Here is a 25,132-nt window from a genome sequence, read left to right on the forward strand (position 1 = left end):
CCATGGGCCGCTCCTACAGGAGGAGCCCCATGGCCATTCCGCATTCGCATTACCCCTCGTCCAGGAAGCTGCGCAGGTGCTCCGAGCGGGACGGGTGGCGCAGCTTGCGCAGGGCCTTGGCCTCGATCTGGCGGATGCGCTCGCGGGTGACGTCGAACTGCTTGCCCACTTCCTCTAGGGTGTGGTCGGTGTTCATGTCGATTCCGAAACGCATGCGCAGGACCTTGGCCTCGCGCGCGGTCAGGCCGGAGAGCACGGAGCGGGTGGCATCGTGCAGGCCGGTCTGGGTGGCGGTGTCTATCGGCGAGGACTGGTTCTGGTCCTCGATGAAGTCGCCCAGGTGCGAGTCCTCATCGTCGCCGATGGGGGTCTCCATGGAGATGGGTTCCTTGGCGATCTTCAGCACCTTGCGCACCTTGTCCTCGGGCATTTCCATGCGCTCGCCCAGCTCTTCCGGGGTCGGCTCGCGGCCCATCTCCTGCAGCATCTGCCGGCTGATGCGATTGAGCTTGTTGATGGTCTCAATCATATGCACCGGGATGCGGATGGTGCGCGCCTGGTCCGCGATGGAGCGGGTGATGGCCTGTCGGATCCACCAGGTGGCGTAGGTGGAGAACTTGTAGCCGCGGCGGTATTCGAACTTGTCCACCGCCTTCATCAGGCCGATGTTGCCCTCCTGGATCAGGTCCAGGAACTGCAGGCCGCGGTTGGTGTACTTCTTGGCGATGGAGATCACCAGGCGCAGGTTGGCCTCCACCATCTCCTTCTTGGCGCGGCGGGAGCGGGCCTCGCCGATGGACATGCGGCGGTTGATCTCCTTGATCTGGCCGATCTCCAGGCCGGCGTGCTCCTGGCACTGGGCCAGCTTGCGCTGGGCGCGGATGATGTCCTCGGCCATCTGGCGCAGGGCGTCGGAGTAGTCGCGCTTCTTCTTGATGATGCCCGGGATCCAGTCTTCGTTGGTTTCGTTGCCGGGGAACTCCTTGATGAAGGTCTTACGCGGCATCTTCGCCCGCCTGATGCACAGGTTCATCACGGTGCGCTCCTGCGCGCGCACCTCGTCGAGAATGCTGCGCACCTCGTTGTACAGCGGGTCGAACTGGCGCGGGGCCAGCTTGAAGTAGCGGAATACCTCGGCCACCGCCTCCAGGGCCTCGCCGGCCTCTTTGGAGTCGCGGTCGTGCTTCTTGATCGCGGCGTCGGCTTTCTTCTGCGCGGCGATCAGCTTCTTCATGCGTTCGGCGAGTTCTTCCGGGTCGATGCCGCCGGTGTTCTCCTCCTCCTCCTGGGTGGAGTCGTCGTCGTCATCGTCGGAGTCGTCGTCCTTGGTGCTGGTGTCGGGAGCGGCGCTCTGGCCGGTCTGTGCCCCGGGGGGCACGTCCTCGGCCGGGTCGAGCCAGCCGGCGATCACGTCGGGGATGCGGCGCTCTTCCTTCTCGATCAGCCTGTATTCGTCGATGACATGCTGCACGGCGCCGGGCCAGTAGGCCAGGGCGGCCATCAGTTCGCGCAGGCCCTCTTCGATGCGCTTGGCAATGGCAATCTCACCCTCGCGGGTGAGCAGCTCCACAGTGCCCATTTCGCGCATGTACATGCGCACCGGGTCGGTGGTGCGGCCCACGTCGGATTCCACTGCGGCCAGGGCGGCGGCGGCCTCGGCGGCGGCGATTTCATCGGCGGAGCTATCGCCTTCGGCCATCAGCAACTCTTCGGCATCCGGTGCGATTTCGTACACCTTGATGCCCATGTCGTTGATCATGCCAATGATGTCTTCCACCTGATCCGGATCGGAAATGTCCTCCGGCAGGTGATCGTTTACTTCTGCGTAGGTCAGATAGCCCTGCTCTTTACCGCGGGCGATCAGTTCCTTGATACGGGAAGTCTGCTGTTGGGTGTTGTCGGTCATGCACAACCCTGAAAAATTTGGTGGGCTAATAACGGAGTAATAACGGGACAAAGACTCGAGATTATAGCGTATTTGCGATAGCAATAACCACTGTGACTGTCAAGTGACGTCTGGGTTCGGTGTCTGGAGTGCTCGGGTTTCCCGGCCCCGTCCGGGGTTGACTGGATATGGTGTTGTACCGCGGGTTTTCAAGGGCTGCAGCGGAGTTATTCGCGACTGCGTCGCCAGTGTGCCAGCAGCGCCATCTGCTCCTCCGCGCTGAGCTTGCCGCTGCCGCCTTTCAGCTGCTCCAGCAGGTCGCGGTTGCGCCGCTTCTGCTCGGCCAGCTCCAGACGTCGCAGGCAGTCGGAGAACTCCGCCTGGGGGTCGTACTCCATCTGCCTGTCGTGGTTTCCGGCAATCGGATGGTTGGAGGACAACCGGGTCAGAATCTCCAGTGACTGCTTGTCCTTGTGCGCCATCCAGTGACCGAAGAACTGGTTCTGGTTGCAGTCCGGGCGCTGGTGGATAACCTCAAGCACCTCGCCGAAGAGACGCAGGTCGGGGTGGTCGCTGTCGAGAAACCGGCGGCTGTCGCCGATCTGCTGTGCCAGTTGGGGGTGGTGCAGCAGCAGGGCGATCAGCATCCGCTCCGCCGGCAGGCGGTACTGGCCGCTGCGGCGGGGTTCGGGGGAGGGCGATCGCCGGGGTTCGCGGGCCGGTTCGTATTCCGGCGGCGGCGGTATATCGCCGTGGTCATCGGGGCCGGGGGGCCGCTCGGCCCCGGCCTGTTCCGGCTGCGGCTCGCGCCGGGGCTGGGCCTGGGTCTGGACCTGGGCGGCCTGGGCCCTGGTCTTTTCCGTGCTGATCACTTCTTCCAGGGTGTCCCTGTCCAGGCCGGTGCGCGCGGCCAGTTGCTGGAACATCAGTTGGCGATAGACGCCGGCGGGCAGCTGGTCGAGCAGCGGCGCGGCCAGTTTGGACAGGCGCGCGCGGCCGTCCATGGTCTGCAGGTTGATGCCCTCGGCGAGCAGGTCGAACAGGAAGTCCTCCAGCGGTCGCGCCTGCTCTTCGATCAACTGGGTAAAGCGCTCCCCGCCCAGTTGGCGCACCAGGGTGTCCGGGTCCTCGCCCTCTGGCAGCAGCAGGAAGCGCAAGCTGTGCCCGTCCTGCATCTGCGGCAGGGCGGACTCCATGGCGCGGCGGGCGGCGCTGCGCCCGGCGCGGTCGCCGTCGAAGCAGAACACCAGCTCCGGCGCGTGGCGGAAGGCCAACTGGATATGTTCTTCGCCGCAGGCGGTGCCCAGGGTGGCCACGGCGCAGCGGATGCCGAACTGGGCCAGGGCCACCACGTCCATATAGCCCTCCACCAGGATCAGCCGCTCCAGTTCGCGGTTGGCCTGGCGGGCTTCCCAGAGGCCGTAGAGCTCGCGGCCCTTGTGGAAGATGGGGGTCTCCGGGGAGTTCAGGTATTTGGGTTTTTCGTCCCCCAGCACCCGCCCGCCGAAGGCGATGGCGCGCCCCTGGCGGTCGCGGATCGGGAACATAATGCGGTTGCGGAAACGGTCGTAGTGGTGGCGTGCGCCGGGTTTGGTGGTGCCGTCGCTGTCCTGGCGGCGGATGGCGAGGCCCGCGAGCTCCAACTGGTCGGCCTTTTCGGCGCTGTCGCCCAGGTGGTTGAGCAGGTTGTCCCAGCCCGGTGGCGCCAGGCCGATGCCGAAGTCCCGGGCTATCTCGCCGGACAGGCCGCGCTGCCTGAGGTAGGCGATCGCGCGGCCGGCGGACGGATGCTCGCGCAGTTGCGCGCGAAAGTAGTCCGCGGCCTTTTCGGTGATCTGGTACAGCGACTGGCTCCGGCGCTGGCGCTGCTCTTGCCCCGGGGCCAATTGCTCTCGCGGGACTTCCAGCCCCTGGCTGGCGGCCAGTTTTTCCACCGCCTCGGGGAAACCCAGGCGGTCGTACTCCATCAGGAAGCCGACGGCGTTGCCGTTGGCGCCGCAGCCGAAGCAGTAGTAGAACTGCTTTTGCGGGCTGACGGTGAAAGACGGGGTCTTTTCATCGTGGAACGGGCAGCAGGCGGAATAGTTTTTCCCGGTCTTGCGCAGTTTGACCCGGCTGTCGATCACCTCGACGATATCCGCCCGCGCGAGCAGGTCGTCGATAAAGTGCTGGGGGATCTTGCCGGCCATAGATTCTCTGCTGTGTAGGTAAGAGCCTGCGCCCTTAGCCGAGCTGCGCCTTGACCAGTCTGCTTACCGCGCCCATGTCCGCGCGGCCCTGCACCTGGGGCTTCACCAGGGCCATTACCTTACCCATGTCCGCCATGCCGCTGGCGCCGGTTTCTTTTACCGCGGCGGCGACGATTTCACTGATCTCCGCCTCGGAGAGCTGCTCCGGCAGGAATTCCTGGATTACGTCGATTTCTGCCTGTTCCACCGCCGCTAGTTCTGCGCGGCCGGCTTTCTCGTACTGGGCGATGGAATCGCGGCGCTGTTTGGTCATCTTGTCCAGCAGGGCGAGAATACGCGCGTCGTCCAGCTCGATGCGCTCGTCCACCTCCACCCGCTTGATCTCCGCATTGATCAGGCGCAGGGTGGCCAGGCGCTCCTTGGCGCGGGCTCTCATGGCGTCTTTGGTGGCTTGGGCGATGGAGTCCTTCAGTGTGCTCATGGTTCTTATTCCGGGTGGGGTTGCACTGATTCTGTAGGGGCGGCCATGGGCGGATGGCCGCCCCGCCGCTCCTACAGGTGGCAAGCTTGTGGGTGAGAGCCAAGAATAACGCTTTCCCCAACAACAAAAAACGGCGCGCGGGTTCGGCCCGCGCGCCGTTCTGTGTTCTGTTCCGGGCCTCTGGCTTCTGGCCAGTGGCGCCTGCAGACCCTTTTTAATGGCGCCTGCAGCCTCTTTTTTTTAGTAGAGGCGCTGGAACTTGCGGTTCTCGCGCTGCAGCTTCTTGGCGTGGCGCTTCACAGCCGCGGCCGCCTTGCGCTTGCGCACAGCGGTGGGCTTTTCGTAGAACTCGCGGCGGCGCACTTCAGACAGTACACCGGCTTTTTCGCAGGAGCGCTTGAAGCGGCGCAGGGCGATATCAAAAGGTTCGTTGTCTTTCAGTCGTACTGATGGCATTGGTTTACCTGTAATTCGTTTCTCTCGGCCTTTCCGGCAATCGCGTCTCGCAGCTGCATTCCGGAGGCCGGTCCAGAGCGAGGGCGCAAATTCTATACACTCGCCCCGGCGATCGCAAGCCTCATTTCAGGTATGATAGCCGGCCTCGAAAATGGTCCCCAACGGAGTCGAAGTGCGAGTCCTCGGTATTGAAACCTCCTGCGATGAAACCGGCGTCGCCCTGTACGACAGCGAGCAGGGGCTGCTGGGTCACGCGCTGTTCAGCCAGGTGGACCTGCACGCGGACTACGGCGGTGTGGTGCCGGAGCTGGCCAGCCGCGACCACGTGCGCAAGCTGCTGCCGCTGGTGCGCCGGGTGATGGAGCAGACCGGTACTCGCCCCGGCGACCTGGACGGCGTCGCCTATACCGCCGGTCCCGGCCTGATCGGCGCGTTGATGGTGGGCGCCTGCGCCGGCCGCGCCCTGGCCTACGGCTGGAACCTGCCGGCGGTGGCGGTGCACCATATGGAGGGCCACCTGTTGGCGCCAATGCTGGAGGAGAATCCCCCCGCCTTCCCGTTTGTGGCCCTGCTGGTCTCCGGCGGCCACACTCAATTGGTGGACGTGTGCGGCCTGGGGCAATACCGACTCCTGGGGGAATCCCTGGACGACGCCGCCGGCGAGGCCTTCGACAAGGCCGCCAAGATGCTCGATCTGGACTACCCCGGAGGCCCGCGCCTGGCGGCGCTGGCGGAAAAGGGCGACCCGCGGCGTTTCACCTTCCCCCGCCCGATGACCGACAGGCCGGGCCTGGATTTCAGCTTCTCCGGGCTCAAGACTTACACCCTGAACACCGTGCGCGATCACGCCCTCGAAGACGGCCTGCCGGACGAGCAGACCTGCGCGGATATCGCCGCCGCTTTTCAGGTGGCGGTGGTGGATACCCTGGTGATCAAATGCCGCCGGGCGATCCGGGCCACCGGGCGCAAGACCCTGGTGGTGGCCGGTGGCGTGTCCGCCAACAGGCTGCTGCGCGAGCGGCTGGAGGCGCGTTTGGCGCGGGAGGGCGCCGGCGTCTACTATCCGCGCCACGAATTCTGTACCGACAACGGCGCGATGATCGCCTACGCCGGCTGCCTGCGCCTGAAGGCGGGCCAGCGCGAGAACCTGAGCATCACAGTGCGGCCCCGCTGGCCGCTGACGGAACTGGCGGAGAGTTGAGTTGGATGGAGAGTTGAGTTGGATGGAGAGTTGAGTTGGATATCGTCTATATACGCGATTTGAAGGTGGACACCATTATCGGTATCTACGACTGGGAGCGGGAAGTGCGCCAGACGGTGAGCCTGGACCTGGAGATGGCGTTCAATATTGCCGAGGCTGCGCGCACCGACAATATCGAGTACACGCTCAACTACAAGGCGGTGGCCAAGCGCCTGATCGCCTTTATCGAAGGCAGTGAGTTCCTGCTGGTGGAAACCATGGCGGAGAAGGTTGCGGCCATAGTGCGCGAGGAGTTCGGGGTACCCTGGCTGCGCCTGCGCCTGTCCAAGCCCGGTGCCGTGCGCGGTGCGCGGGATGTGGGGGTGCTGATCGAGCGGGGCGAGCGTGGGGCTTTATCGGCCGCAGGCGCCAAACCGGCAGGGGCCGGATAACCGTGGCACAGGTATTTCTGAGCCTGGGCAGCAATATCGACCGGGAACGCCATATCCGCGCGGGGCTGGACGCGCTCGCAGCGGAATTCGGCGAACTGCAGATTTCCCGCGTCTTCGAGAGCGTGGCGGTGGGTTTCACAAGCGACAACTTCTACAACCTGGTAGTGGGTATCCGCACGGAACTGCCACTGGGGCAGCTGGCGCTGCGCCTGCGAGAGATCGAGGACGCCAACGGCCGCCTGCGCAGCGGCCCCAAGTTCAGCGCGCGCACCCTGGATATCGATATCCTCACCTACGATGACCTGAGCGGCACCGTCGACGGCGTCAAACTGCCCCGCGCCGAAATCGAGAAAAACGCCTTTGTACTGCAGCCGCTGGCGGAGCTGGCGCCGGAGGTCGTACACCCGCTGACCGGCAAAACCTTTGCGCGGATGTGGGCGGAGTACGACAAGTCGAAGCAGAAACTCTGGCCGGTGCCTTTTACTTGGCCTTGATAGCACTTGGCCCAAAGACGCGGAAACCTAAAAGAATAGCTCCCCTCTTCCGCCTGCGGGAGAGGGGCCGGGGGAGAGGGCCAGGCCGCAGGTCCGCTTTCTGTAGGAGCGGCGGGGCGGCCCCGCCCATGGCCGCGATCGACATTTCAGGTTCGCTGCGGCCTGATCGCGGCCATGGGCCGCTCCTACAGCCGCTCAGCCAAAACTTCCACGTAACTGTCCGGGAGTATATGGCCTCCGCTAAAGGTCAGGTGTTCCTTACCCTCGCTTGCAACCGAATCATACAGGCGCAGGTTATCCTCTTTCGACGCATATTCGTCATCATTTGCCGTGATCAGAAGTACCGAAGATTTTTTTATCAGGGCGGCGAGATTCTTGGGCGCCACTAAGGCCGTTTTATCGCTGATGTGGGGCGGGACCATGGCGATAACCCGGTCCACCCGCGGGTCGAGAGCAGCGGCCAGTAGGGCGACCTGCGCCCCCATACTGTAACCCGCGAGAGTGAGATTGCCTCCGTCCAGATTCGGTTGCCGTGAAATCCAGTCGATAAGAACCCGGTAATCCAATACGGTGTTCCGGACCATTTCTTCGTAGTAACTTTTGTTTCCGAAGAAATGGAGGTCGCTCATTATCGATCTGAGGGACCTGTGCGAATCTTTTCTGGTTCCGTGATAGCGGGCATCGATGGCAATCATCGCGTAGCCTTTTTCGGTAGCGAGCCGGGTAATTTCATTTACCCGGGTTACCGTGGGCCGCCCCTTGAACGAATCCACCCACCAGCGCTGATAACCTCTTCCCATCGCCGAGATGCCGATCAGCACTGGGTACTTTTCCCGCTCGATGGGTGGATAGCTGATTCGGCCGTTGACTGGTGCCCCGTCAAAGCTCCTGTAGGAAAAAGCAAACTGGCGGTCGCCGATATCCCTGAAGGACATTTCAATATTGTCTGGCGTCCGGTAAGCGTAAGACGCCACAATTTTATCCTGTGGTATCGGTTCCTCCTTGAGAGCAATAAAGGCGTACCAGAGTGCGGCAAGGAAGCAGAAGGCCAGCCCCGGGAAAAGGAAGACCTTGACCGTAAATGGCAGTTTTTTGTCCATATGTAGTTCTCCTGATTGACAGGAGAACTTTACAAACCGCAGGGTAAAATTCAGGTGAAAGCGGGTGCCGGTTAGGCTGCGGCCGGGTGCAGGGCGCGAACAGGCTCTCTCTCCCGGCCCGCAGGCTCACTTTCTGTAGGAGCGGCCGCTGGCCGCGATCGATCCGGGTTCGTAGAAATATTGATCGCGGCCAGCGGTCGCTCCTACAGGAATTATTGGGCTTCGTATTTCCCGGCCCGGGCCAGCAGCCGGACAAGATCCAGCGATTTGCCTATCTCGCCGCGCATAGCGGCCACTATCCCATGCATCGCCAACAGCCGCCGGTCGATGGCCTTGCTCTCCTGCTGTTGCATTTGCTGCAGCCTTTTCCCCGCCGTTGCGATTCCCCGTTGTTCATAGGTCAACAGAACTTCCACGGTATTTTCCGCCGGCGTGATTGCGCGCGGAACCGGCTTGTAGCCCAGCGCCTTCACCATCGCCTCCGCCACAGGCCAGGTGGACCAGGGGTTCTGCCCCGTCAGCAACTGGCCGTCGATACTGACCCGCTTCAGGTAGGCCGGTCCCGGCTCGAAAATCGCACCGCTGTTGCGCAGCCGGTCTTCCAGCAAATAGGGAAATATTTCCCGTGCATCGGGAATCAGGAACAGCTCCTCTTCATTGGTGAAGCCCGTCACCCGACGGTTGGACACCAGCGCTTCGCCGTTTTCCATTGTGACATTGGCCAGCGCCGCCGGCCCGTGGCACACGGCGCCGATCACCTTGCCGTCCCGGTATAGCCCGCGCACCAGGCGCTGGATCGCTGGGTTGTCGGGAAAATCGAACATGGCGCCCTTGCCGCCGACGAAGAATACCGCCCGGTAATTTTTGTCGGCTACCTGCTCTATCGGAATGCTGTTGTGCAGCTTCTCCTGTGCTTCCATATCGTTGAGAAAGGCGTAATCGAAGGGACCCATGTCGTCGTTGTCGATAACCACGGGCGGCAGGCCGCCCTGGGGGCTGGCGATATCCACGTCAAAACCGTTGGCGACAAACACGTAGTAGGGGCGGGCCAGTTCGGTCAGTTCGTAGCCGGTGGATTTTCCGCTGTCGCCCAGGGTGGCGGTACTGGTGACTACCGCCAGTATTTTGCCCCGGTTTTTCCCGGGCCTCTGCCGCAGATAATCCAGGTCCGCGGGGAGGGTTTGCGCCAGTGCGTGGTGATCCTGCGGCGGCGGAATCAGGCTCTTCAGCCAGAACCCGCTTGCCAGCAACAACAGAACAAAAGAGGAAAATATAAATAGCAGTTTTTTACCCATGGTGTAGTTCTCCTGATTGACAGAAGAACTTTACAAGCCGCCGGGTAAAATTCTGGTGAAGGATGGATACCTGTCAAGCCGCAGCCGGATAGACAGCGCAGGTGAACAGCTCTTCATCGCACTTGGTGGACAAGTGCCAGCCCAGTGCACCGGCTATTCTTTTGACCAGGTAAAGGCCCTGGCCCATTCCGTCACTCTGTTCACTTTTTTCTCCCGGGAGCAGGGAGATATCCGTATCGAAGAGCTCGCCAATCGGGTTCTCGAAAACCAGGGCATATCCGTCTTCCCTGACGCGCAATTGCGGCCGGGACGCGTGCCGGACGGCGTTGTTGAGCAGGTTGTCGATCAGCAGAGTCGCAAGATGGCTGTTGCCGGCAACCGGGTAGCTGTCCGGTATCTCCAGCCGCACCTGGAACTGCCTTTCCGGAACTCTGCTGTGCAGGGCGAGTATGCGATTTTCCAGCAGCGGGCGGAGGTCGAATGGCCTCTGTTCGATGGACTCGGCGCGCGCCAGTGCGAGCAGCGCGGAGATGGTGTTCTCCATGGCTTCCACGGTAGTGCGCAGCTCTTTCGTCTCCTGTGGCGACAGGTTTCGCAGATGGGAGAGCGCCAGGGTGTTTTTGATGATGGTGATCGCCGTGCGCAGCTCGTGGCTGACATCCCGGGTAAATTCGGATTCGCGCCGCAACGCGAGCTTGAGTTGATTGAGCGACCTTTCCAGGGTTCTGGCCAAAAAGCCGATTTCATCCCTGTCGGCACTGGAGGGCAGGGACAGTGGCGCGTCGCCGTGCTGCCGGTCTTTGACCTCTTCGGCGAGGGCGATCACCGGCCTGACAGTCCTGGAGGACAGCCGGTAGGCCAGCCACAGTGCCAGCGCAGAAGTGGCCAGCAGGGCGGCGAACAGCAGCCAAAGCAGTTCGCCGGAATGGCGGGAAACAGTGAGCAGCCGCCCCACCTCCGCGGCGAGTATCGGCGAAGTGTCGCTGTCGAGGCTGAGCCTGCGCAGGTGAAAGTGCCGTTCGCCGTCGCTGAACCACTCGGCTCTTGTTGTCCCCTCGGGCAGTGCAGCTGGGACACCGGCCGGGGGCGGGTTGCTCTCGGAGTAGAGCTCGACATAAGGAAGCCGCGGCGGGGGAATTTCTCCGTTGGCCCGGAACCGCTGTTCGATGTAGCGGGCCTCATCGGCTAGCAGGTTGTCCAGCACCTGGTCCTCGATGACATAGGCCACCAGCACGCAGATGCCGGTGTAGACGAGGCAGAGCAGCAGGGTGAAGGCGCCGAAGGCGGTGACCACTCGCCGGTGGATACTGTGCTCAATCTTCACGGGGTGTTTCCAACTGGTAGCCCACATTGGTGATGGTTTTCAGCATGGGTGTGGCGAAGGGTTTGTCCAGGGACTGGCGCAGGCTGTAGATATGGGATTTCAGCGCATCGGTTTCCGGCGGGTTGTCCCCCCAGAGCTGGTGCGTGATGGCCGAGCGGCTCACCGCTTCCGGGTAGGCGTGGGCGAGGATGGTCAGTATGCGGAAGCCGATGGAAGTGAGTTTCAACGGCCGTCCGGCCCGGTATGCAATATGTTCGCGGTGGCGAATGGTCAGTTCGCCGATACAGGTCCGGTTGCTCCGGTGCAACTGGTTTCTGCGCGCCAGGGCGCGGCAGCGCAGTGCCAGTTCCCTGGGGTCGAACGGCTTGGTGAGGTAGTCGTCGGCGCCGGTATTGAAACCCTGCGCCTTGTCCGCAAAGGCATCCCGCGCGGTGAGCATCAGCACCGGTAGGTTTACCTGGGCTCTCTCCCCAATCTGCCGGCAGACGTCCAGGCCGTCGATATCCGGTAGGTTGAGATCGAGGATGACCAGGTCGTAGATCTGGTCCAGCGCCAGCCCGATGCCCAGGCGCCCATTGTGGGCGAAGTCCAGCTGCCAGCCGTGCGCCTGGAGGAGTTCGCCAATCTGGCGGGCGATGGTGGGGTTGTCTTCGATCAGCAGTATCTTAAGGGGTTTCACCGGCGCGCTTCTTTATTTGTCATCTGCTCGCCGGGTCATTGTGACAAAGTGCGGGTGAAATTGAAGTGAAATCTAGAGCGGCCGCGGGATAATCTGAAGGAATGATCGCGGCCATGGGCCGCTCCTACAGGGCAGCCATTTCCTCCTCGGGGTTTTTAAGTCTGTTCAACAGTTTCAGATGTTTTCGCAGCGCGGGCTTATGCCGGGCGATTTCCTCCGGAGTCAGGCCCTTCAGTTCGTGGGGAAACACCAGCCACTCGTCGGTGCTGTGCAGATAGTAGTCGGGTACGCGGCCGGTCTGGTTGCGGCCGGGCTTGTAGTAGGGGCAGGCCACGCGGATGTCCGGGGTGTTTTTCTTGCAGGCGTTCCGCAGGTCGCTGACCGCCTGTTGGATGCTGAGGCCGGTGTCGTAGACGTCGTCGACGATCAACAGCGATTCGTGGGACTGCACCCGCTTGATCAGGTAGGTGAGGCCGTGCACCCGGACCTCTTTGCGCCGCTGGTCGATGCCGTGGTAGGAGGAGGTGCGGATGGCAATATGGTCGGCGTGCATGCCCAGGTAGTCGAACATCTCCTGCACCGCGATGCCCACCGGCGCGCCTCCGCGCCAGACGCCGACGATATAGTCGGGCCGGAAACCGCTTTCGAACACCTGCAGGGCCAGGCCGTAGGAGTCTTCCAGCAGGGTCTGGGCGTCGATAAAGGTTTTGCTGTCCACTCCGGTTGCTCCCGCTTCAAATATTGAGGCTGCGGCCGCCGTCCACCGCGATGACCTGGCCGCTGATATAGGGCGCCTCGCTCACCAGGAAACGCAGGGTGCGGACTATATCCTCCTCACCGCCGGTGCGGGCCAGGGGAATGCGCGAGAGTATCCGCGCCCTGGCCGCGTCGTCCACCCTTTCCTGCTCGGGCCCCCCTTGGTTGGGCCCCCCTTGGTTGGGCCACAGTATCGCACCGGGGGCGATGGCGTTGACCCGCACCCGGGGGGCCAGTTCCAGCGCGAGGCTTTTGGTCAACATCACCAGGCCGGCCTTGGCGGCACAGTACAGAGTGTGACGGGGCATGGGGCGCTCGGCGTGGATGTCCGCCATATTGACGATGCAGCCGTTGTCCCGGGCCAGTGTCTCTGCCAGGGCCTGTGAGAGAAAGAAGGGCGCCTTCAGATTGCTTCCGATCAACCGGTCCCACTGTTTCTCGTCCGCATCACCGATTGGCGTGGGGTGGAAGGCGGAGGCGTTGTTGACAAGGGTATCCACCCCGCCCCAGAGGTCCACCGCTTCCGCGGCGAGCCGCTCGCAGTCACCGGCGCCGGCCAGTTCGCTGTGCAGGGCCGCGGCGGAGTCGGGACGGATTCCATTGAGTTCGTCCACCAGTTCCGCGGCCGCGGCCGCGGAGTTGCGGTAGTGCACTATCACCCGGTGATCCCGGTGCAGCTCGCGGGCCATGGCGCGGCCGAGGCGGACGGCGGCTCCGGTGACAAGGGCGTTACGCATCGTAGGTTTTCCTCAGCCGGGTGAGTGCGGCGACGCGCTCCCGGTCCAGGGCTTTGCCCAGTGCGGCGCCCTCGAAGCCCTGCGCCATCAGCGCCTCCGCGGAAACTGCCGCGGCGGCCTCGCGCACCGCGCGCAGGTAGTCCACCTGCGGGTAGTCCCGGTCCCGCAACCCTGTGCGTCCGCGGGCGTCGGCTTCGCAGGAGAGCAGGAACTGCTCGAAACGCTCCGGTCGTCGGAGGGCGTCCAGAGCCCGCAGGATCTTGAGCAGGGTCTGCGGGCGCAGTTCGAAGGCCTTGTGGCAGTGCAGATGGTATTCGCACACGCCCAGGGCCAGGGCGGTGAGCTGTCGGGGCGCGCGCAGCCGCCGGCAGACATCCCGCACCAGGGGCAGGCCGGCGCGCTCGTGGCCGCGGTGGCTGGGCAGTATGTCGGCGGGGGTGACGCCTTTGCCCAGGTCGTGCAGCAGTACCGCAAAGCGCACCGGCAGTTGCGCGGGGGCGGCGCGCAGGGCCAGGAGTACATGTTCTCCGGTGTCGATTTCCGGATGGTGCTGTGGTGGCTGGGGCACACCGAACAGGCGGTCCACCTCCGGCAGCAGGATTGCCAGCGCGCCGCAGTCCCGCAGCACGCGGATGAATACGTCCGGGTCGGGCTCGGTGAGGGCGCGGCTCACTTCCTTCCAGACCCGCTCGGCCACCAGGTGCTGGACTTCCCCTGCATCCACCATGCGCCGCATCAGCGTCATAGTGTCGTCGGCGATGGTGAAGCCCAGGTGGTGATAGCGGGCGGCAAAACGGGCCACCCGCAGGATGCGCAACGGGTCTTCGGCGAAGGCGGAGGAGACGTGGCGCAGCAGGCGCGCCTCCAGGTCGGCGCGGCCGCCGTAGGGATCGATCAGTTCGCCGTCCTCCCCCTCCGCCATGGCGTTGATGGTGAGATCGCGGCGCAGCAGGTCCTGTTCCAGGGTGACGTCCGCTTCGGCGTGCACGGTGAAGCCGCCGTAGCCGTGGCCGCTCTTGCGCTCGGTGCGCGCCAGGGCGTATTCCTCGCCGGTGTCCGGGTGCAGGAATACCGGGAAGTCGCGGCCGACCGGGGTAAAGCCCAGGTCGCGCATCCGCTTTTCGTCGGCACCCACGACCACCCAGTCGCGCTCCTGTATCGGGCGCCCGAGCAGTTTGTCGCGCACTGCGCCACCCACCAGGTAGACCTTCATGTTGCGGGAGCCCCGCCGGAGGGAGTGGTTTGTCGGGTAGCGCTGTGAGCTGCCATAGATCCGCTGGTGCTGGCGCCCCGGAAGGGCGGAGGGAGGGAATTGGAAGAATTCAGCAAGATAAAAAAAAGGCCCCGAAATTACAAGGGGGCCAGGGTCTTAGGGTATTCGCTAGGGGAGTATTCACTCGCCATTCAATACCGGCTATTCTATTTAACCTGTCATAACTGTCAACTCTATCTTTCGAGGTTTTTTTGAGGGGCTTGGCTTTCTGTTCGTCTCACAATGAGCAAGGCCCGAGCTAAAGACTGGTTTTGCAGTATTGAGCAGCATAATTTATAAGGTTTGTGCGAAATAACAGAATTTTTTGTGACAAAGTGCCGGTTTTGGTCATTGGCACAAAAAAATACTATCGCAATGACTTATTTAGCAATCGCCGGATGTTTGGGGGAGAAATAATAAGATGAACGAACTGCACGTGCTCACCACTGGGGAGGCAGCCAAATACTGCGGGGTGAACTTTCGCACCGTAATCCGCTGGATCGAGCGGGGCCAGCTGAAGGCCTACAAACTGCCCGGGCGCGGCGACCACCGTATCTGTGTCGAGGACTTTGTCGGCTTTCTGCGCGACAACGCCATGCCGGTGCCGAACGAGCTGGCCGCCGCCAGTCGCAAGGTGCTGATTCTGGCGAGCGATCCGGAGCTGACCGCCGCCGGGCGCCAGGCGCTGCAGCAGGCGGGCTGTGATGTGGATGTCGCCGGTGACATCTTTGTGGCCGGCACGCTGATGGCCGGCTACAAGCCGGCGCTCCTGGTGCTGGACGCCGGACTGGTGGGGGCGGACGGCTTCCGCATACTGGACCACCTGCGCTCGCGCAGCGAGTACTCCACGGTGCGTGTACTGGTGATAACCCCCGCCGGGGAGTCAGACCGGCAGCGCTGGCTCGATGCCGGTGCCGATGCGTTGGTGGCGCACCCGGGGGAACGCAGCGAGTTGGCGGCCAAAGCCAGGTTGTTGCTGGAAGTGTAATCAATTCGTTAGTGACCAAAGGCCAGCAACCAGTTCTCCGCTATTGGTCATTGGTTAAATCGGCTTAGGTACCAGCATGGATTCCTCTTCCCCTTCCAGCTGGTCGCGCCCCAGTTCCGGGCAGTGGTAGCTGGCGGTGATTTCGTCCCCGAGCAGGCTGTGCAGGTGCACGTCGAACCCCCACAGCCGGTGCAGGTGGCGCAGCACTTCGCCGGTGTCCTTGCCCAGGGGGCGGCGGCGGTGCTGGGTGTGGTGCAGGGTCATTGAGCGGTCGCCGCGGGTATCCACGGTGAACACCTGGATATTCGGCTCGCGGTTGCCCAGATTGTATTGCCCCGCGAGGTTGGCCCGCAGCTGGCGGTAGCCGTCTTCGTCGTGGATGGCGTTGACTACGATTTCGTTTTCGCGGTCGTCGTCGCTGATGCAGAAGAGTTTCATGTCGCGCATCACCTTGGGCGAGAGAAACTGCAGGATAAAGCTCTCGTCCTTGAAGTCGCGCATGGCAAATTGCAGCGTTTCCTTCCAGTTGCTGCCGGCGATGTCCGGAAACCACTGGCGATCCTCTTCGGTGGGATTTTCGCAGATGCGCCGCAGGTCGGTGAAAATACTAAACCCCAGGGTGTAGGGGTTGATGCCATTGTAATAGGGGCTGTCGAAGGGCGGCTGGTAGATCACACTGGTGTGACTCTGCAGGAATTCCATCATGAAGCCTTCGGTCACCCGCCCCCGCTTGTACAGTTCGCTGAGCAGGGTGTAGTGCCAGAAGGTGGCCCAGCCTTCGTTCATCACCTGGGTCTGCCGCTGCGGGTAAAAGTACTGTGCCAGTTTGCGCACGATGCGCACCAGTTCCCGCTGCCAGTTTTCCAGCAGCGGTGCATGCTTTTCCACGAAATAGAGAATATTTTCCTGGGGTTCCTCGGGGAAGCGCTGCTGTTCCTCTTCCTCTTCCGCGGCACCGAGGTTGGGGATGGTGCGCCACAGATCGTTGAGCTGGCGCTGGCGGTATTCCTCCCGCTCTTTCTGCCGCCGCTCCTCTTCTATCGCGGAAATGGGATAGGGGCGTTTGTAGCGGTCCACGCCGTAATTCATCAGCGCGTGGCAGGAATCGAGGATTGCTTCCACCTCGTCCACTCCGTGGCGCTCCTCGCAGCGGGCGATGTAGTTTTTGGCAAAGATCAGGTAGTCGATGATGCTGCTGGCATCGGTCCAGCTGCGGAACAGGTAGTTGCCCTTGAAAAAGGAATTGTGGCCGTAACTGGCGTGGGCGATCACCAGCGCCTGCATGGTCATGGTGTTCTCTTCCATGAGGTAGGCGATGCAGGGGTTGGAATTGATCACGATTTCGTAGGCCAAACCCATGAGCCCGCGCTGATAATTGTTATCCACGCTGATAAATTGCTTGCCGAAGGACCAGTGGTTGTAGCCCACCGGCATGCCCACCGAGGAGTAGGCGTCCATCATCTGCTCGGAGCAGATCACTTCGATCTGGTTGGGGTAGGTGTCCAACCCGAACTCTTCCGCCAGCGCGGAGATTTCCCGGTCGTATTCCTGGATCAGTTCGAAAGTCCATTCGGAGCTGGTGGATATGGGCCGGCGCTCTGTGGGTTCTGAGGTGGTGAAGGTATCGAGCATCAGGCGGCCACCTTCTGGCTGAACAGTTGGCGGAATACGGGGTAGATGTCCTGCATGTCGACAATCTGTTCCATGGCGAAGTGATCGGGGAACACCGCCCGCACGCTCTCGTATTCCTCCCACAGGGCCTGGTGGTCCCGCGGGGTGATTTCCACATAGGAGTAGTACTGCACCGCGGGCATGATGTCGTCGATCAGTATCTTGTGGCAGGTGCTGGAGTCGTCGTTCCAGTTGTCGCCGTCGGAGGCCTGGGCGCCGTAGATGTTCCACTCGCTGACGGGATAGCGCTCGCGCATGATGCGGCGCATTAGTTTGAGTGCGCTGGAGACAATGGTGCCACCGGTTTCCCGGGAGTAGAAAAATTCCTCTTCATCCACTTCCTTGGCGCTGGTGTGGTGGCGGATAAACACCACCTCGGTGTACTCGTAGCTGCGTTGTAAAAACAGGTACAGCAGCAGGAAAAAGCGCTTGGCCATGTCCTTGGTGGCCTGGTTCATGGAGCCGGAAACGTCCATGAGGCAGAACATGACAGCGCGCGAGCGGGGTTTTGGCTGGCGTACCAGCAGGTTGTACTTGAGGTCGAAATCGTCGAGAAAGGGTACCCGGCCGATGCGTGCGTGCAGTTCTTCGATCTTGCTGTTCAACTGGTCGATTATGCGCTGGTCGCGCAGGGTGGGGTCCTTGCTCTCCTCCAGCGCGAGTTCCTTTTCCAGTTCGCGGATGCTGCGCCGCTTGCTGCCGGTGAGTGCGATGCGGCGGGCGTTGGCGGCGCGCATGGAGCGCACCACATTGAGCCTGCCGGGGGTGCCCTCGTTGCTGATGCCGGCGCGTACCACCTGGAAGGACTCGTTGCCGGCCAGGCGACGCTTGATCATGTTGGGCAGGCGCAAGCCTTCGAACATGAAATCGAGGAATTCTTCCTGGGATATCTGGAAGACAAATTCATCCATCCCTTCGCCGCTATCGCTGGCGCCACTGCCGTTACCTCCCCCGCCGCCTTGTTGCCCCTGGCGGGGAATGCGGTCGCCGGCGATAAATTCCCGGTTGCCGGGCAGCACCCGCTCCACGTGTCCGCCGGGGCCGTGGGCGAATACCGGCTCGTTGATATCGCGGGTGGGGATGCTGATGCGCTCGCCCTTGTCCATATCGGTGATGGAGCGGCTGTTCATCGCCTCTCCCACGGCCTTCTTGATATGGGCCTTGTAGCGCCTGAGAAAGCGCTGCCGGTTGACAGTGCTTTTCTTCTTGCCGTTGAGGCGGCGGTCGATGATATAGCTCATATTACTGCCTTTGACCGGGGGGCTCGATTGGCGCAGTGGCGGCCGCGCTGCCGGGGGCTTTTTGCGGGACACGGGCTGGGCGCCCCCTTAAATCCATCCCTGGAAGCTTGTCCGCGAGGTCCTTCTCGCAGGCAAAACGGCAGGATTGCCGTTTTGGACGCCTAAGGCGTCCGTAGGGCGAGCGGGTCGGCGCTCCGAGCCATGGATGGCTCGAGTCACAGTCTCGCAAAGCATCACCCGGCATCACGTCCTTCGCATCACGCTTTTTGCTATCCCAGATTTCCAGCCCCTTTTGCTTATCGATCTATCACTGCGATTTCCGTACTCTCAGATACCACTCAGAAAGCAACCGCACCTGCTTCTCGGTATAGCCCCTCTCCACCATCCGCGCGACAAAATCCGCGTGCTTTTTCTTGTCGTCGGCGGAGGCCTTGGTGTTGAAGGAGATAACCGGCAGCAGGTCTTCGGTATTGGAAAACATTTTCTTTTCGATCACTGCGCGCAATTTCTCGTAGGAGCGCCAGTCCGGATTCTTGCCCTGGTTGTTGGCGCGCGCGCGCAGTACGAAATTGACGATCTCGTTGCGGAAGTCCTTGGGGTTGGAAATGCCGGCGGGCTTTTCGGTCTTTTCCAGTTCTTCGTTCAGGGCGCCGCGGTCGAGAATTTCGCCGGTTTCCGGGTCGCGGTATTCCTGGTCCTGGATCCAGAAGTCGGCGTAGGTGACATAGCGATCGAACAGGTTCTGGCCGTACTCCGCATAGGATTCCAGGTAGGCGGTCTGAATTTCCTTGCCGATAAACTCCACATAGCGCGGCGCCAGGTATTCCTTGATGAATCCCAGGTAGTTTTCCTGCACTTCCGGGGGAAATTGCTCCTGCTCTATCTGCTGCTCCAGCACGTAGAGGAGATGCACCGGGTTGGCGGCGACTTCGGTGGCGTCGAAGTTGAATACCTTGGACAGGATTTTGAATGCGAAGCGGGTGGACAGGCCGTTCATGCCCTCGTCCACACCGGCGTTGTCGCGATATTCCTGGATGGTTTTGGCTTTGGGGTCTGTGTCCTTGAGGTTTTCGCCGTCGTAGATGCGCATTTTGGAGTAGATGCTGGAGTTCTCCGGGTTTTTGACCCGCGACAGCACCGAGAACTGCGCCAGCATGCGCAGGGTGTCCGGCGCGCAGGGCGCCTTGGACAGTGAACTGTTCTCCAGCAGTTTCTGGTAGATTCGGATCTCTTCCTGCACCCGCACACAGTAGGGCACCTTGACGATATAGATGCGGTCGAGGAAGGCCTCGTTGTTGCGGTTGTTGCGGAAGGTCTGCCACTCGGATTCGTTGGAGTGCGCCAGGATGGTGCCGTTGAAGGGGAGGCAGCCCAGGCCCTCGGTGCTATTGTAGTTGCCCTCCTGGGTGGCGGTGAGCAGCGGGTGCAGCACCTTGATCGGCGCTTTGAACATCTCCACGAACTCCATCAGCCCCTGGTTGGAGCGGCACAGGCTGCCGGAGAAGCTGTAGGCGTCCGGGTCGTTCTGCGGGAAGTCCTCCAGCTTGCGGATATCCACTTTGCCCACCAGGGAGGAGATATCCTGGTTGTTTTCATCCCCCGGCTCGGTCTTGGAGATGGCCACCTGATCGAGGATCGAGGGGCGGATTTTAACCACCCGGAACTGACTGATATCCCCCTGGTATTCGTGCAGGCGTTTTACCGCCCAGGGGGACATGATGGTGTTGACGTAGCGCCGGGGAATACCGTAGTCCTCCTCCAGGATCTGGCCGTCCTCATCGGGAGAGAAGAGGCCCAGGGGGGACTCGAATACCGGCGAACCTTTTATGGCGTAGATGGGGATTTTTTCCATCAGTGCTTTCAACCGCTCCGCCAGGGAGGACTTGCCGCCACCTACCGGGCCCAGCAGGTAGAGAATCTGTTTTTTCTCCTCCAGCCCCTGGGCGGCGTGGCGGAAGAAGGAGACAATCTGCTCTATCGCCTCCTCCATGCCGTAGAATTCGTTGAAAGCTTCGTAGCGCCGGATTACCTTGTTGGAGAAGATGCGCGACAGGCGCGGGTCGCGGGAGGTGTCTACCAATTCCGCCTCGCCGATTGCCATCAGCATGCGCTCGGCGGGCGACGCGTAGACGCTGCGGTCGGTTTTGCACAGTTCCAGGTACTCCTGGATACTGAGCTCCTCTTCCTGAATGGATTCGTACCTTTCCAGGTAGTGGTTGAAAATCGTCATGGCGGTAAACTCCCTGTCGCGTGTTCGGCAGCACTCGGCGTCCATTCCCGGAGCGCTGGTTGTTCTGAGTCCGCGGGTTGGGTGCGCTTTGCGGGCCCAACAGGCCGCGGGCACTCTGGAAGGCGCTTGCGCGCGAGAACACTATCTTTATTGCCGGCGGCAGCGGTGCTATCCGCTGCGCAGGGGAAACATCGTTTCTCCCCGCTTATTGAGCATAGTGGGCCCGTTCAATTGGCGCCAATGCGCCTGGTCTCAATTGGCGGGAAAAAACACAGCCTGAGTGGCGCAAGTGCGCTTGAACTTGGTGGTGGTTTTGCGCTCTACTGGGCGCCCTCGACTACCTCACAGGGTTTATAGGAAGTTGTTATGACAATCCTGGTTACCGGCGGCGCCGGCTATATCGGCAGCCATACCTGCGTCGAACTGCTGGCCGCAGGGTTTCAGTCGGTGGTGGTGGATAACCTGGTCAACAGCAGCGAAGAGGCGCTGCGGCGGGTGGAGGCGATCGCCGGCTGCGCGATGCCTATGCACCGCGCGGATATCCGCGATGCCGACGAATTGCGCAATATTTTCCGCGAGCACGAGATTGAAGCAGTCATTCATTTCGCCGGTCTCAAGGCGGTGGGGGAATCCGTTTCCCAGCCACTCCGTTATTACCGGAACAATGTGGCCGGTACCCTGACCCTGTGCCAGGTGATGGAGGAATTCGGCGTGCGCCGGCTGATCTTCAGCTCCTCCGCCACCGTCTACGGCGACCCGGCCAGCGTGCCCATCCGCGAGGACTTTCCCACCGGCGCCACCAACCCCTACGGAGCCAGCAAACTGGCGGTTGAGAATATCCTGCGGGACCTGTGCGCGGCGCCGGACAGCTCCTGGAAGGTGAGTCTGTTGCGCTATTTCAATCCCATCGGCGCCCACGCCAGCGGCACTATCGGCGAGGACCCGCGGGGCATCCCCAACAACCTGTTGCCCTACGTGGCCCAGGTGGCGGTGGGTCGGTTGCCCCGGCTGCAGGTGTTTGGCGACGACTACGGCACCGTCGACGGCACCGGCGTGCGCGACTATATCCACGTGGTGGACCTGGCTCGCGGACACCTGGCGGCGCTGGAGAAACTGCGCCGGGAGGAGACCGCCGACGGCTGTTACACCTACAACCTGGGTACCGGCCGCGGCAGTTCGGTGCTGGAAATCGTGCGTGCCTTTCAGGAGGCCAGCGGCCGCGAGATCCCCTACCAGATTGCCCCGCGCCGCCCCGGCGACATCGCGGAATGCTACGCCGATCCGGCGCTGGCGGAGCGAGAACTGGGCTGGAAAGCCGAATACGACCTGGCGCGAATGGTGGAGGACACCTGGCGCTGGCAGTCACAAAACCCTAACGGTTACGAAACCTAAGTTTCACAAACTGCCGCAAGAATGATCCCCGAAAGAACGATTTGAGGGGGCTGGTGTGAACGTAACCATCTTTGGCGTGGGCTATGTGGGCCTGGTCACCGGTGCCTGCCTGGCGCAGGTGGGCAATCGGGTGACCTGTGTCGATATCGATGCGACCCGTATCGACGACCTGCGCAACGGCCGCTGTCCCATCTTCGAGCCGGGCCTGCCCGAGCTGTTGCGCGAAGGCACGCAGAGCGGGCGGCTGCAGTTCACCACCGACAGCATTGCCGCGTTGGAAAACGCCGAACTGGTGATGATCGCCGTGGGTACGCCGCCGGACGAGGACGGCAGTGCCGATGTGCGCCACGTGCTGGCGGTGGCCCGCACCCTGGGGCGCCAGCTGCGGCACTCGGTGACCGTCGCGGTGAAATCCACCGTGCCGGTGGGCAGTTGCGACCGGGTGGCGGCGGTGATTCGCGAGGAACTGGACAAGCGCGGAGCGAACGTCCTCGTGGAGGTGGCCTCCAATCCGGAATTCCTCAAGGAAGGGGCGGCGCTCAAGGATTTCAACAAGCCGGACCGCATCGTGGTGGGCAGCGACAGCCCGCTGGTGCAACGGCAATTCCGCACTCTCTATGCGCCCTTCAACCGCAATCGCGACCGGCTGATGTTTATGTCGGTGCGCTCCGCTGAACTCACCAAGTATGCGGCCAACGCCCTGCTCGCCACCCGCATCAGCTTTATCAACGAGATTGCCAATATCGCCGAGCATATGGGGGCGGATATCGAGGAGGTGCGCCAGGGCATAGGTTCGGACCCGCGTATCGGCCACCATTTTATCTATCCCGGCTGCGGCTACGGCGGCTCCTGTTTTCCCAAGGATGTACGCGCCCTGGCCGCCGCCGCGCACAACAGCGGCTACCGGGCGGGGCTGCTGGCTGAAGTGGAAAACGTCAATCAGCGGCAGAAGCGCGCGCTGTTCCACAAGCTGGAGGCGCTGTTCGGCGGCGATCTGCGCGGTAGAACCATTGCTATCTGGGGGCTGGCGTTCAAGCCGGAGACCGACGATATGCGCGAGGCGCCCTCGCGGGAATTGATGGAACAGCTGTGGCGTGCGGGCGCCAGGGTGCGGGCCTACGACCCGGTGGCCATGGAGCAGTGCCGGCGCATCTACGGGGAAAGGGACCAACTGGTGCTCTGTGACAGCGCGGAGGAAGCCGCGGACGGAGCCGATGCGCTGGCCATCTGCACCGAGTGGCGCTGCTTCTGGGCGCCGGATTTCGCCGAACTCAGACAGCGCCTGCAGCGGCCGTTGATTGTGGACGGGCGCAATCTGTTCGACCCCGCCTATGTTCGAGAGCGGGGCTTTACCTACTGTGGCGTAGGACGGGGCCAGCGCTTGGCTGTCGATGTCGCGGAGCGAAAAGTCACGCGCTCCGCCTGATGGGGGTTCGACCGCCGGCGGCGGTCGATACACCCCGGTCCGGTGCTATTGCAGCTTGGCGAGCTTCTCCGCGAGGGCCGGATCGTTCATTGCCGCCTGGGCTATCTCGTTATATTTCTCGCGGGAGAGACCGGCGGCCTCCACTGCGGCGATCATCTTTACATTGGCTTCCTCCTGCAGCTTCCGGGCCTCCTGCGGGTCCTGTGCATTCTGCAGCTGGGCGGATATTTCCGAACGAATGGCATCCACACTCTGGCGCGCCTGGGCGAAGGATTTCAGCTCTATGTCACTGAAGCTGGCCGCCGTGGCTGCCGGCTGCGCATAATCCTGCGCAGCGGCGGTCGGGTCGGGCTGCTGGGCCTGGGCGGCGAGGCCCGGTGCCAGCAGCAGAAGAAGGGCGACCAGTTGGCCAGGGCGAAAGCTAATCCATTTGTGCATTGGTTTGTACTCCTGAACGGTTTGTAGAATGATGATGTCCATCATTGCTACCAACAGGAGTCGTTGCCATTCAGTTCCAAAAAATTTCCGTTTTCATAAAATTTTCCCGATTTGGGAACCTGTAAGCTCTGTGCGCTGTTATTTAAATTGAGTGAAAATAATGCGCATAACGGTCAACCATGAGTTTTGAACAAAAAGTCTGCGATCAGATTCCCCATCTGCGCCGTTATGCGCGCAGCCTGTGTGGCGATGTCACGGAAGCGGAAGACCTGCTGCAGGATTGCCTGGAGAGGGCGCTGCGCAAGGGGCATCTCTGGCGCACCAGCGGCGCCATACGCTCCTGGCTGTTCCGGCTGCTCTACAATATCTACCTCAATCAGCGCGTATCCGCGCGGGCGAGGCGCGAATCCACGGCCTCCGACGCGGGGGCCGCGCTGACCGTCGATCCGCGCCAGGAGTCCCACGTACAGTATTGTGACGCGGTGGCGGCGATCGATATCCTGCCGCCGGAGCAGCGCGCCGCGCTGATGTTGATAGTGCTGGAGGCCCCCAGTTACAAGGAGGCAGCGCAAATCCTGGGCATCAATATTGGGACTTTGCGCTCGCGGTTGTCGCGGGCGCGGGAAACCCTGCGCGGGCACTGTGAACGGGATGTGGATAGAGCGGAAGATGCCCACCTCAGGAGGGTCAAATGATGATACGTCGAGAAAAGCCGCGCAGTGTGACCCGGGAGGATCTTAGTGCCTTTGCCGACGGACAGTTGTCGCGGGCGCACAGTGCCCGGGTGGCCGCTCACCTGCGCGCGAACCCGGAGGATGCGGATCGCGTACACGCCTACTGGAAACGGGAGGCAGAGCTTTACCGCACTTTCACTTCCGCCCGGGAGCAGGCAGCGGAACCTTTTGTCCCTCCGCGCGAGAGACGATTTCCACTCTATGTCGGAGTGGCGGCCGCGTTGCTGGTGCTGGCAATCAGTGTGCCCTGGCTTTGGCGGGATGGCACTGGACAGCTGCCCGCAACCGCGGGGGTGGGAGCAGCGGGAGTGCAGGCGGGGGGCCATGCGGGAGGGGAAGTCGCGCCCACTTACGCCGGCCTGGAGCTGCAGCCGCAAGTTGATGGGAGCTTTGCCCTGAACGGGAACACATTGGAGTATCATTTTACCGCCGCGGACGGCGCCAGCCTGACATTCTATGAGACCGACTTACACGGCAACGCTGGCAATACCACTGTTCCGACGGGTGGCATTGCGATGGTGGAATGGGTGGATGGCGGCAGGCACTACGCGCTGACCGGGCCGGAAAACGATGCGCGGCTGATCGCCATGGCCGCTCTCCTGCGCCGGCAACTGACCGTGCCGGCGCCTGTCACTTCCAGCGCCAGCGCGGTCCCCGAGGCTCCCGCTGCCGATCCCGCGCTGCAACCGGTGCAGGAGGAAATTGTGCCCGCCGGGGTCAGCAGAATGTAAT

General features: G+C 62.3%; 23 protein-coding genes. 8 read left to right on the forward strand and 15 right to left on the reverse strand.

The features are described 5' to 3' along the window. Positions 1 to 49: 49 nt before the first annotated feature. From rpoD to rpsU, 4 genes are all read right to left on the reverse strand, one after another. Entirely contained in the window at positions 50 to 1,906 is a 1,857-nt protein-coding gene (rpoD, locus tag ACRC0P_RS08165) for an RNA polymerase sigma factor RpoD (RefSeq protein WP_438629730.1), read from the reverse strand. A 206-nt stretch (positions 1,907 to 2,112) separates the two neighbouring features. Next, the gene (gene dnaG / locus ACRC0P_RS08170; RefSeq protein ID WP_438629732.1) at positions 2,113 to 4,074 is read right to left on the reverse strand and encodes a DNA primase; all 1,962 of its coding nucleotides are present in this window, start codon (positions 4,072 to 4,074) and stop codon (positions 2,113 to 2,115) included. 34 nt (positions 4,075 to 4,108) lie between these two features. Then, positions 4,109 to 4,555, reverse strand: coding sequence for a GatB/YqeY domain-containing protein (locus tag ACRC0P_RS08175; RefSeq protein WP_438629734.1), 447 nt, complete (start codon positions 4,553 to 4,555; stop codon positions 4,109 to 4,111). A gap of 240 nt (positions 4,556 to 4,795) precedes the next feature. Next, positions 4,796 to 5,011 carry a 30S ribosomal protein S21 gene (gene rpsU / locus ACRC0P_RS08180; RefSeq protein ID WP_183461320.1) on the reverse strand — a complete coding sequence of 72 codons (216 nt, stop codon included), beginning with the start codon at positions 5,009 to 5,011 and terminating at the stop codon, positions 4,796 to 4,798. Between the two features lie 172 nt (positions 5,012 to 5,183). On the opposite strand from rpsU, the gene tsaD reads away from it, so the two are divergent. From tsaD to folK, 3 genes are read left to right on the forward strand one after another with little or no spacing between them, the layout of a single operon-like run. Further along, positions 5,184 to 6,212, forward strand: coding sequence for a tRNA (adenosine(37)-N6)-threonylcarbamoyltransferase complex transferase subunit TsaD (gene tsaD / locus ACRC0P_RS08185; protein ID WP_438629736.1), 1,029 nt, complete (start codon positions 5,184 to 5,186; stop codon positions 6,210 to 6,212). 35 nt (positions 6,213 to 6,247) lie between these two features. Beyond that, on the forward strand, positions 6,248 to 6,643 hold the full coding sequence (gene folB, locus ACRC0P_RS08190) for a dihydroneopterin aldolase (protein ID WP_438629738.1): 396 nt from the start codon (positions 6,248 to 6,250) through the stop codon (positions 6,641 to 6,643). Positions 6,644 to 6,645: 2 nt separating this feature from the next. Beyond that, on the forward strand, positions 6,646 to 7,137 hold the full coding sequence (gene folK / locus ACRC0P_RS08195) for a 2-amino-4-hydroxy-6-hydroxymethyldihydropteridine diphosphokinase (protein ID WP_438629740.1): 492 nt from the start codon (positions 6,646 to 6,648) through the stop codon (positions 7,135 to 7,137). Between the two features lie 185 nt (positions 7,138 to 7,322). On the opposite strand, the gene ACRC0P_RS08200 is transcribed toward folK, so the two are convergent. The 7 genes from ACRC0P_RS08200 to ACRC0P_RS08230 form a co-directional block, all read right to left on the reverse strand. Continuing rightward, positions 7,323 to 8,237, reverse strand: a complete 915-nt coding sequence (locus ACRC0P_RS08200) for an alpha/beta fold hydrolase (protein WP_438629742.1) — start codon at positions 8,235 to 8,237, stop codon at positions 7,323 to 7,325. 212 nt (positions 8,238 to 8,449) lie between these two features. Further along, the gene (locus ACRC0P_RS08205; RefSeq protein WP_438629744.1) at positions 8,450 to 9,532 is read right to left on the reverse strand and encodes a type 1 glutamine amidotransferase domain-containing protein; all 1,083 of its coding nucleotides are present in this window, start codon (positions 9,530 to 9,532) and stop codon (positions 8,450 to 8,452) included. A gap of 73 nt (positions 9,533 to 9,605) precedes the next feature. After that, the gene (locus ACRC0P_RS08210; protein WP_438629746.1) at positions 9,606 to 10,856 is read right to left on the reverse strand and encodes a sensor histidine kinase; all 1,251 of its coding nucleotides are present in this window, start codon (positions 10,854 to 10,856) and stop codon (positions 9,606 to 9,608) included. Next, positions 10,846 to 11,535 carry a response regulator transcription factor gene (locus ACRC0P_RS08215; protein WP_438629748.1) on the reverse strand — a complete coding sequence of 230 codons (690 nt, stop codon included), beginning with the start codon at positions 11,533 to 11,535 and terminating at the stop codon, positions 10,846 to 10,848. The genes ACRC0P_RS08210 and ACRC0P_RS08215 overlap by 11 nt, the downstream gene beginning before the upstream one ends. A gap of 124 nt (positions 11,536 to 11,659) precedes the next feature. Further along, positions 11,660 to 12,253, reverse strand: a complete 594-nt coding sequence (locus tag ACRC0P_RS08220) for a phosphoribosyltransferase (RefSeq protein WP_438629750.1) — start codon at positions 12,251 to 12,253, stop codon at positions 11,660 to 11,662. A gap of 16 nt (positions 12,254 to 12,269) precedes the next feature. Continuing rightward, a complete protein-coding gene (locus tag ACRC0P_RS08225) occupies positions 12,270 to 13,028 on the reverse strand; it encodes a pteridine reductase (protein ID WP_438629752.1) in 759 nt (252 codons plus the stop codon). Beyond that, entirely contained in the window at positions 13,021 to 14,241 is a 1,221-nt protein-coding gene (locus tag ACRC0P_RS08230) for a multifunctional CCA addition/repair protein (protein ID WP_438629754.1), read from the reverse strand. Before ACRC0P_RS08230 ends, ACRC0P_RS08225 begins: the two co-directional genes overlap by 8 nt. A 460-nt stretch (positions 14,242 to 14,701) precedes the next feature. Between ACRC0P_RS08230 and ACRC0P_RS08235 the strand changes: the two genes are divergently transcribed. Continuing rightward, positions 14,702 to 15,268: a response regulator gene (locus tag ACRC0P_RS08235; RefSeq protein WP_438629756.1), complete on the forward strand. Its 567-nt coding sequence runs from the start codon at positions 14,702 to 14,704 to the stop codon at positions 15,266 to 15,268. Positions 15,269 to 15,322: 54 nt separating this feature from the next. Here ACRC0P_RS08235 and ACRC0P_RS08240 read toward each other — a convergent pair whose 3' ends face one another. The 3 genes from ACRC0P_RS08240 to ACRC0P_RS08250 all read right to left on the reverse strand — a co-directional run bounded on the left by ACRC0P_RS08240 (position 15,323) and on the right by ACRC0P_RS08250 (position 20,410). Further along, entirely contained in the window at positions 15,323 to 16,900 is a 1,578-nt protein-coding gene (locus tag ACRC0P_RS08240; protein WP_438629758.1) for a SpoVR family protein, read from the reverse strand. Further along, positions 16,900 to 18,180 (reverse strand): YeaH/YhbH family protein, encoded by a 1,281-nt coding sequence (locus ACRC0P_RS08245; protein ID WP_438629760.1) that lies wholly within the window; start codon positions 18,178 to 18,180, stop codon positions 16,900 to 16,902. Before ACRC0P_RS08245 ends, ACRC0P_RS08240 begins: the two co-directional genes overlap by 1 nt. 307 nt (positions 18,181 to 18,487) lie before the next feature. Beyond that, a complete protein-coding gene (locus ACRC0P_RS08250) occupies positions 18,488 to 20,410 on the reverse strand; it encodes a PrkA family serine protein kinase (protein WP_438629762.1) in 1,923 nt (640 codons plus the stop codon). 366 nt (positions 20,411 to 20,776) lie between these two features. Here ACRC0P_RS08250 and galE point away from each other — a divergent pair, with 366 nt between their 5' ends. Next, positions 20,777 to 21,802: a UDP-glucose 4-epimerase GalE gene (gene galE / locus ACRC0P_RS08255; protein ID WP_438629764.1), complete on the forward strand. Its 1,026-nt coding sequence runs from the start codon at positions 20,777 to 20,779 to the stop codon at positions 21,800 to 21,802. Positions 21,803 to 21,857: 55 nt separating this feature from the next. After that, positions 21,858 to 23,228: a UDP-glucose dehydrogenase family protein gene (locus ACRC0P_RS08260; protein ID WP_438629766.1), complete on the forward strand. Its 1,371-nt coding sequence runs from the start codon at positions 21,858 to 21,860 to the stop codon at positions 23,226 to 23,228. Between the two features lie 45 nt (positions 23,229 to 23,273). Here the strand turns inward: ACRC0P_RS08260 and ACRC0P_RS08265 are convergent, their stop codons facing one another. Beyond that, positions 23,274 to 23,666 (reverse strand): DUF4168 domain-containing protein, encoded by a 393-nt coding sequence (locus ACRC0P_RS08265; protein ID WP_438629768.1) that lies wholly within the window; start codon positions 23,664 to 23,666, stop codon positions 23,274 to 23,276. 179 nt (positions 23,667 to 23,845) lie between these two features. On the opposite strand from ACRC0P_RS08265, the gene ACRC0P_RS08270 reads away from it, so the two are divergent. Beyond that, positions 23,846 to 24,361: a sigma-70 family RNA polymerase sigma factor gene (locus ACRC0P_RS08270; protein ID WP_438629770.1), complete on the forward strand. Its 516-nt coding sequence runs from the start codon at positions 23,846 to 23,848 to the stop codon at positions 24,359 to 24,361. Next, positions 24,358 to 25,131: an anti-sigma factor family protein gene (locus ACRC0P_RS08275; RefSeq protein ID WP_438629772.1), complete on the forward strand. Its 774-nt coding sequence runs from the start codon at positions 24,358 to 24,360 to the stop codon at positions 25,129 to 25,131. Before ACRC0P_RS08270 ends, ACRC0P_RS08275 begins: the two co-directional genes overlap by 4 nt. The last annotated feature ends 1 nt before the right edge of the window (position 25,132 follow it).

Source organism: Microbulbifer sp. (genome assembly GCF_051659245.1).
Lineage (GTDB): Bacteria > Pseudomonadota > Gammaproteobacteria > Pseudomonadales > Cellvibrionaceae > Microbulbifer.

Bases quoted from the DNA above. Each gene is read 5' to 3' on its own strand.
- ACRC0P_RS08200 (WP_438629742.1), bottom strand. From the start codon at position 8,237: ATGGACAAAAAACTGCCATTTACGGTCAAGGTCTTCCTTTTCCCGGGG.
- ACRC0P_RS08205 (WP_438629744.1), bottom strand. From the start codon at position 9,532: ATGGGTAAAAAACTGCTATTTATATTTTCCTCTTTTGTTCTGTTGTTG.
- ACRC0P_RS08245 (WP_438629760.1), bottom strand. From the start codon at position 18,180: ATGAGCTATATCATCGACCGCCGCCTCAACGGCAAGAAGAAAAGCACT.
- rpsU (WP_183461320.1), bottom strand. From the start codon at position 5,011: ATGCCATCAGTACGACTGAAAGACAACGAACCTTTTGATATCGCCCTG.
- ACRC0P_RS08225 (WP_438629752.1), bottom strand. From the start codon at position 13,028: ATGCGTAACGCCCTTGTCACCGGAGCCGCCGTCCGCCTCGGCCGCGCC.
- rpoD (WP_438629730.1), bottom strand. From the start codon at position 1,906: ATGACCGACAACACCCAACAGCAGACTTCCCGTATCAAGGAACTGATC.
- ACRC0P_RS08270 (WP_438629770.1), top strand. From the start codon at position 23,846: ATGAGTTTTGAACAAAAAGTCTGCGATCAGATTCCCCATCTGCGCCGT.
- ACRC0P_RS08250 (WP_438629762.1), bottom strand. From the start codon at position 20,410: ATGACGATTTTCAACCACTACCTGGAAAGGTACGAATCCATTCAGGAA.
- dnaG (WP_438629732.1), bottom strand. From the start codon at position 4,074: ATGGCCGGCAAGATCCCCCAGCACTTTATCGACGACCTGCTCGCGCGG.
- galE (WP_438629764.1), top strand. From the start codon at position 20,777: ATGACAATCCTGGTTACCGGCGGCGCCGGCTATATCGGCAGCCATACC.
- ACRC0P_RS08230 (WP_438629754.1), bottom strand. From the start codon at position 14,241: ATGAAGGTCTACCTGGTGGGTGGCGCAGTGCGCGACAAACTGCTCGGG.
- ACRC0P_RS08235 (WP_438629756.1), top strand. From the start codon at position 14,702: ATGAACGAACTGCACGTGCTCACCACTGGGGAGGCAGCCAAATACTGC.
- ACRC0P_RS08240 (WP_438629758.1), bottom strand. From the start codon at position 16,900: ATGCTCGATACCTTCACCACCTCAGAACCCACAGAGCGCCGGCCCATA.
- ACRC0P_RS08175 (WP_438629734.1), bottom strand. From the start codon at position 4,555: ATGAGCACACTGAAGGACTCCATCGCCCAAGCCACCAAAGACGCCATG.
- ACRC0P_RS08265 (WP_438629768.1), bottom strand. From the start codon at position 23,666: ATGCACAAATGGATTAGCTTTCGCCCTGGCCAACTGGTCGCCCTTCTT.
- ACRC0P_RS08275 (WP_438629772.1), top strand. From the start codon at position 24,358: ATGATGATACGTCGAGAAAAGCCGCGCAGTGTGACCCGGGAGGATCTT.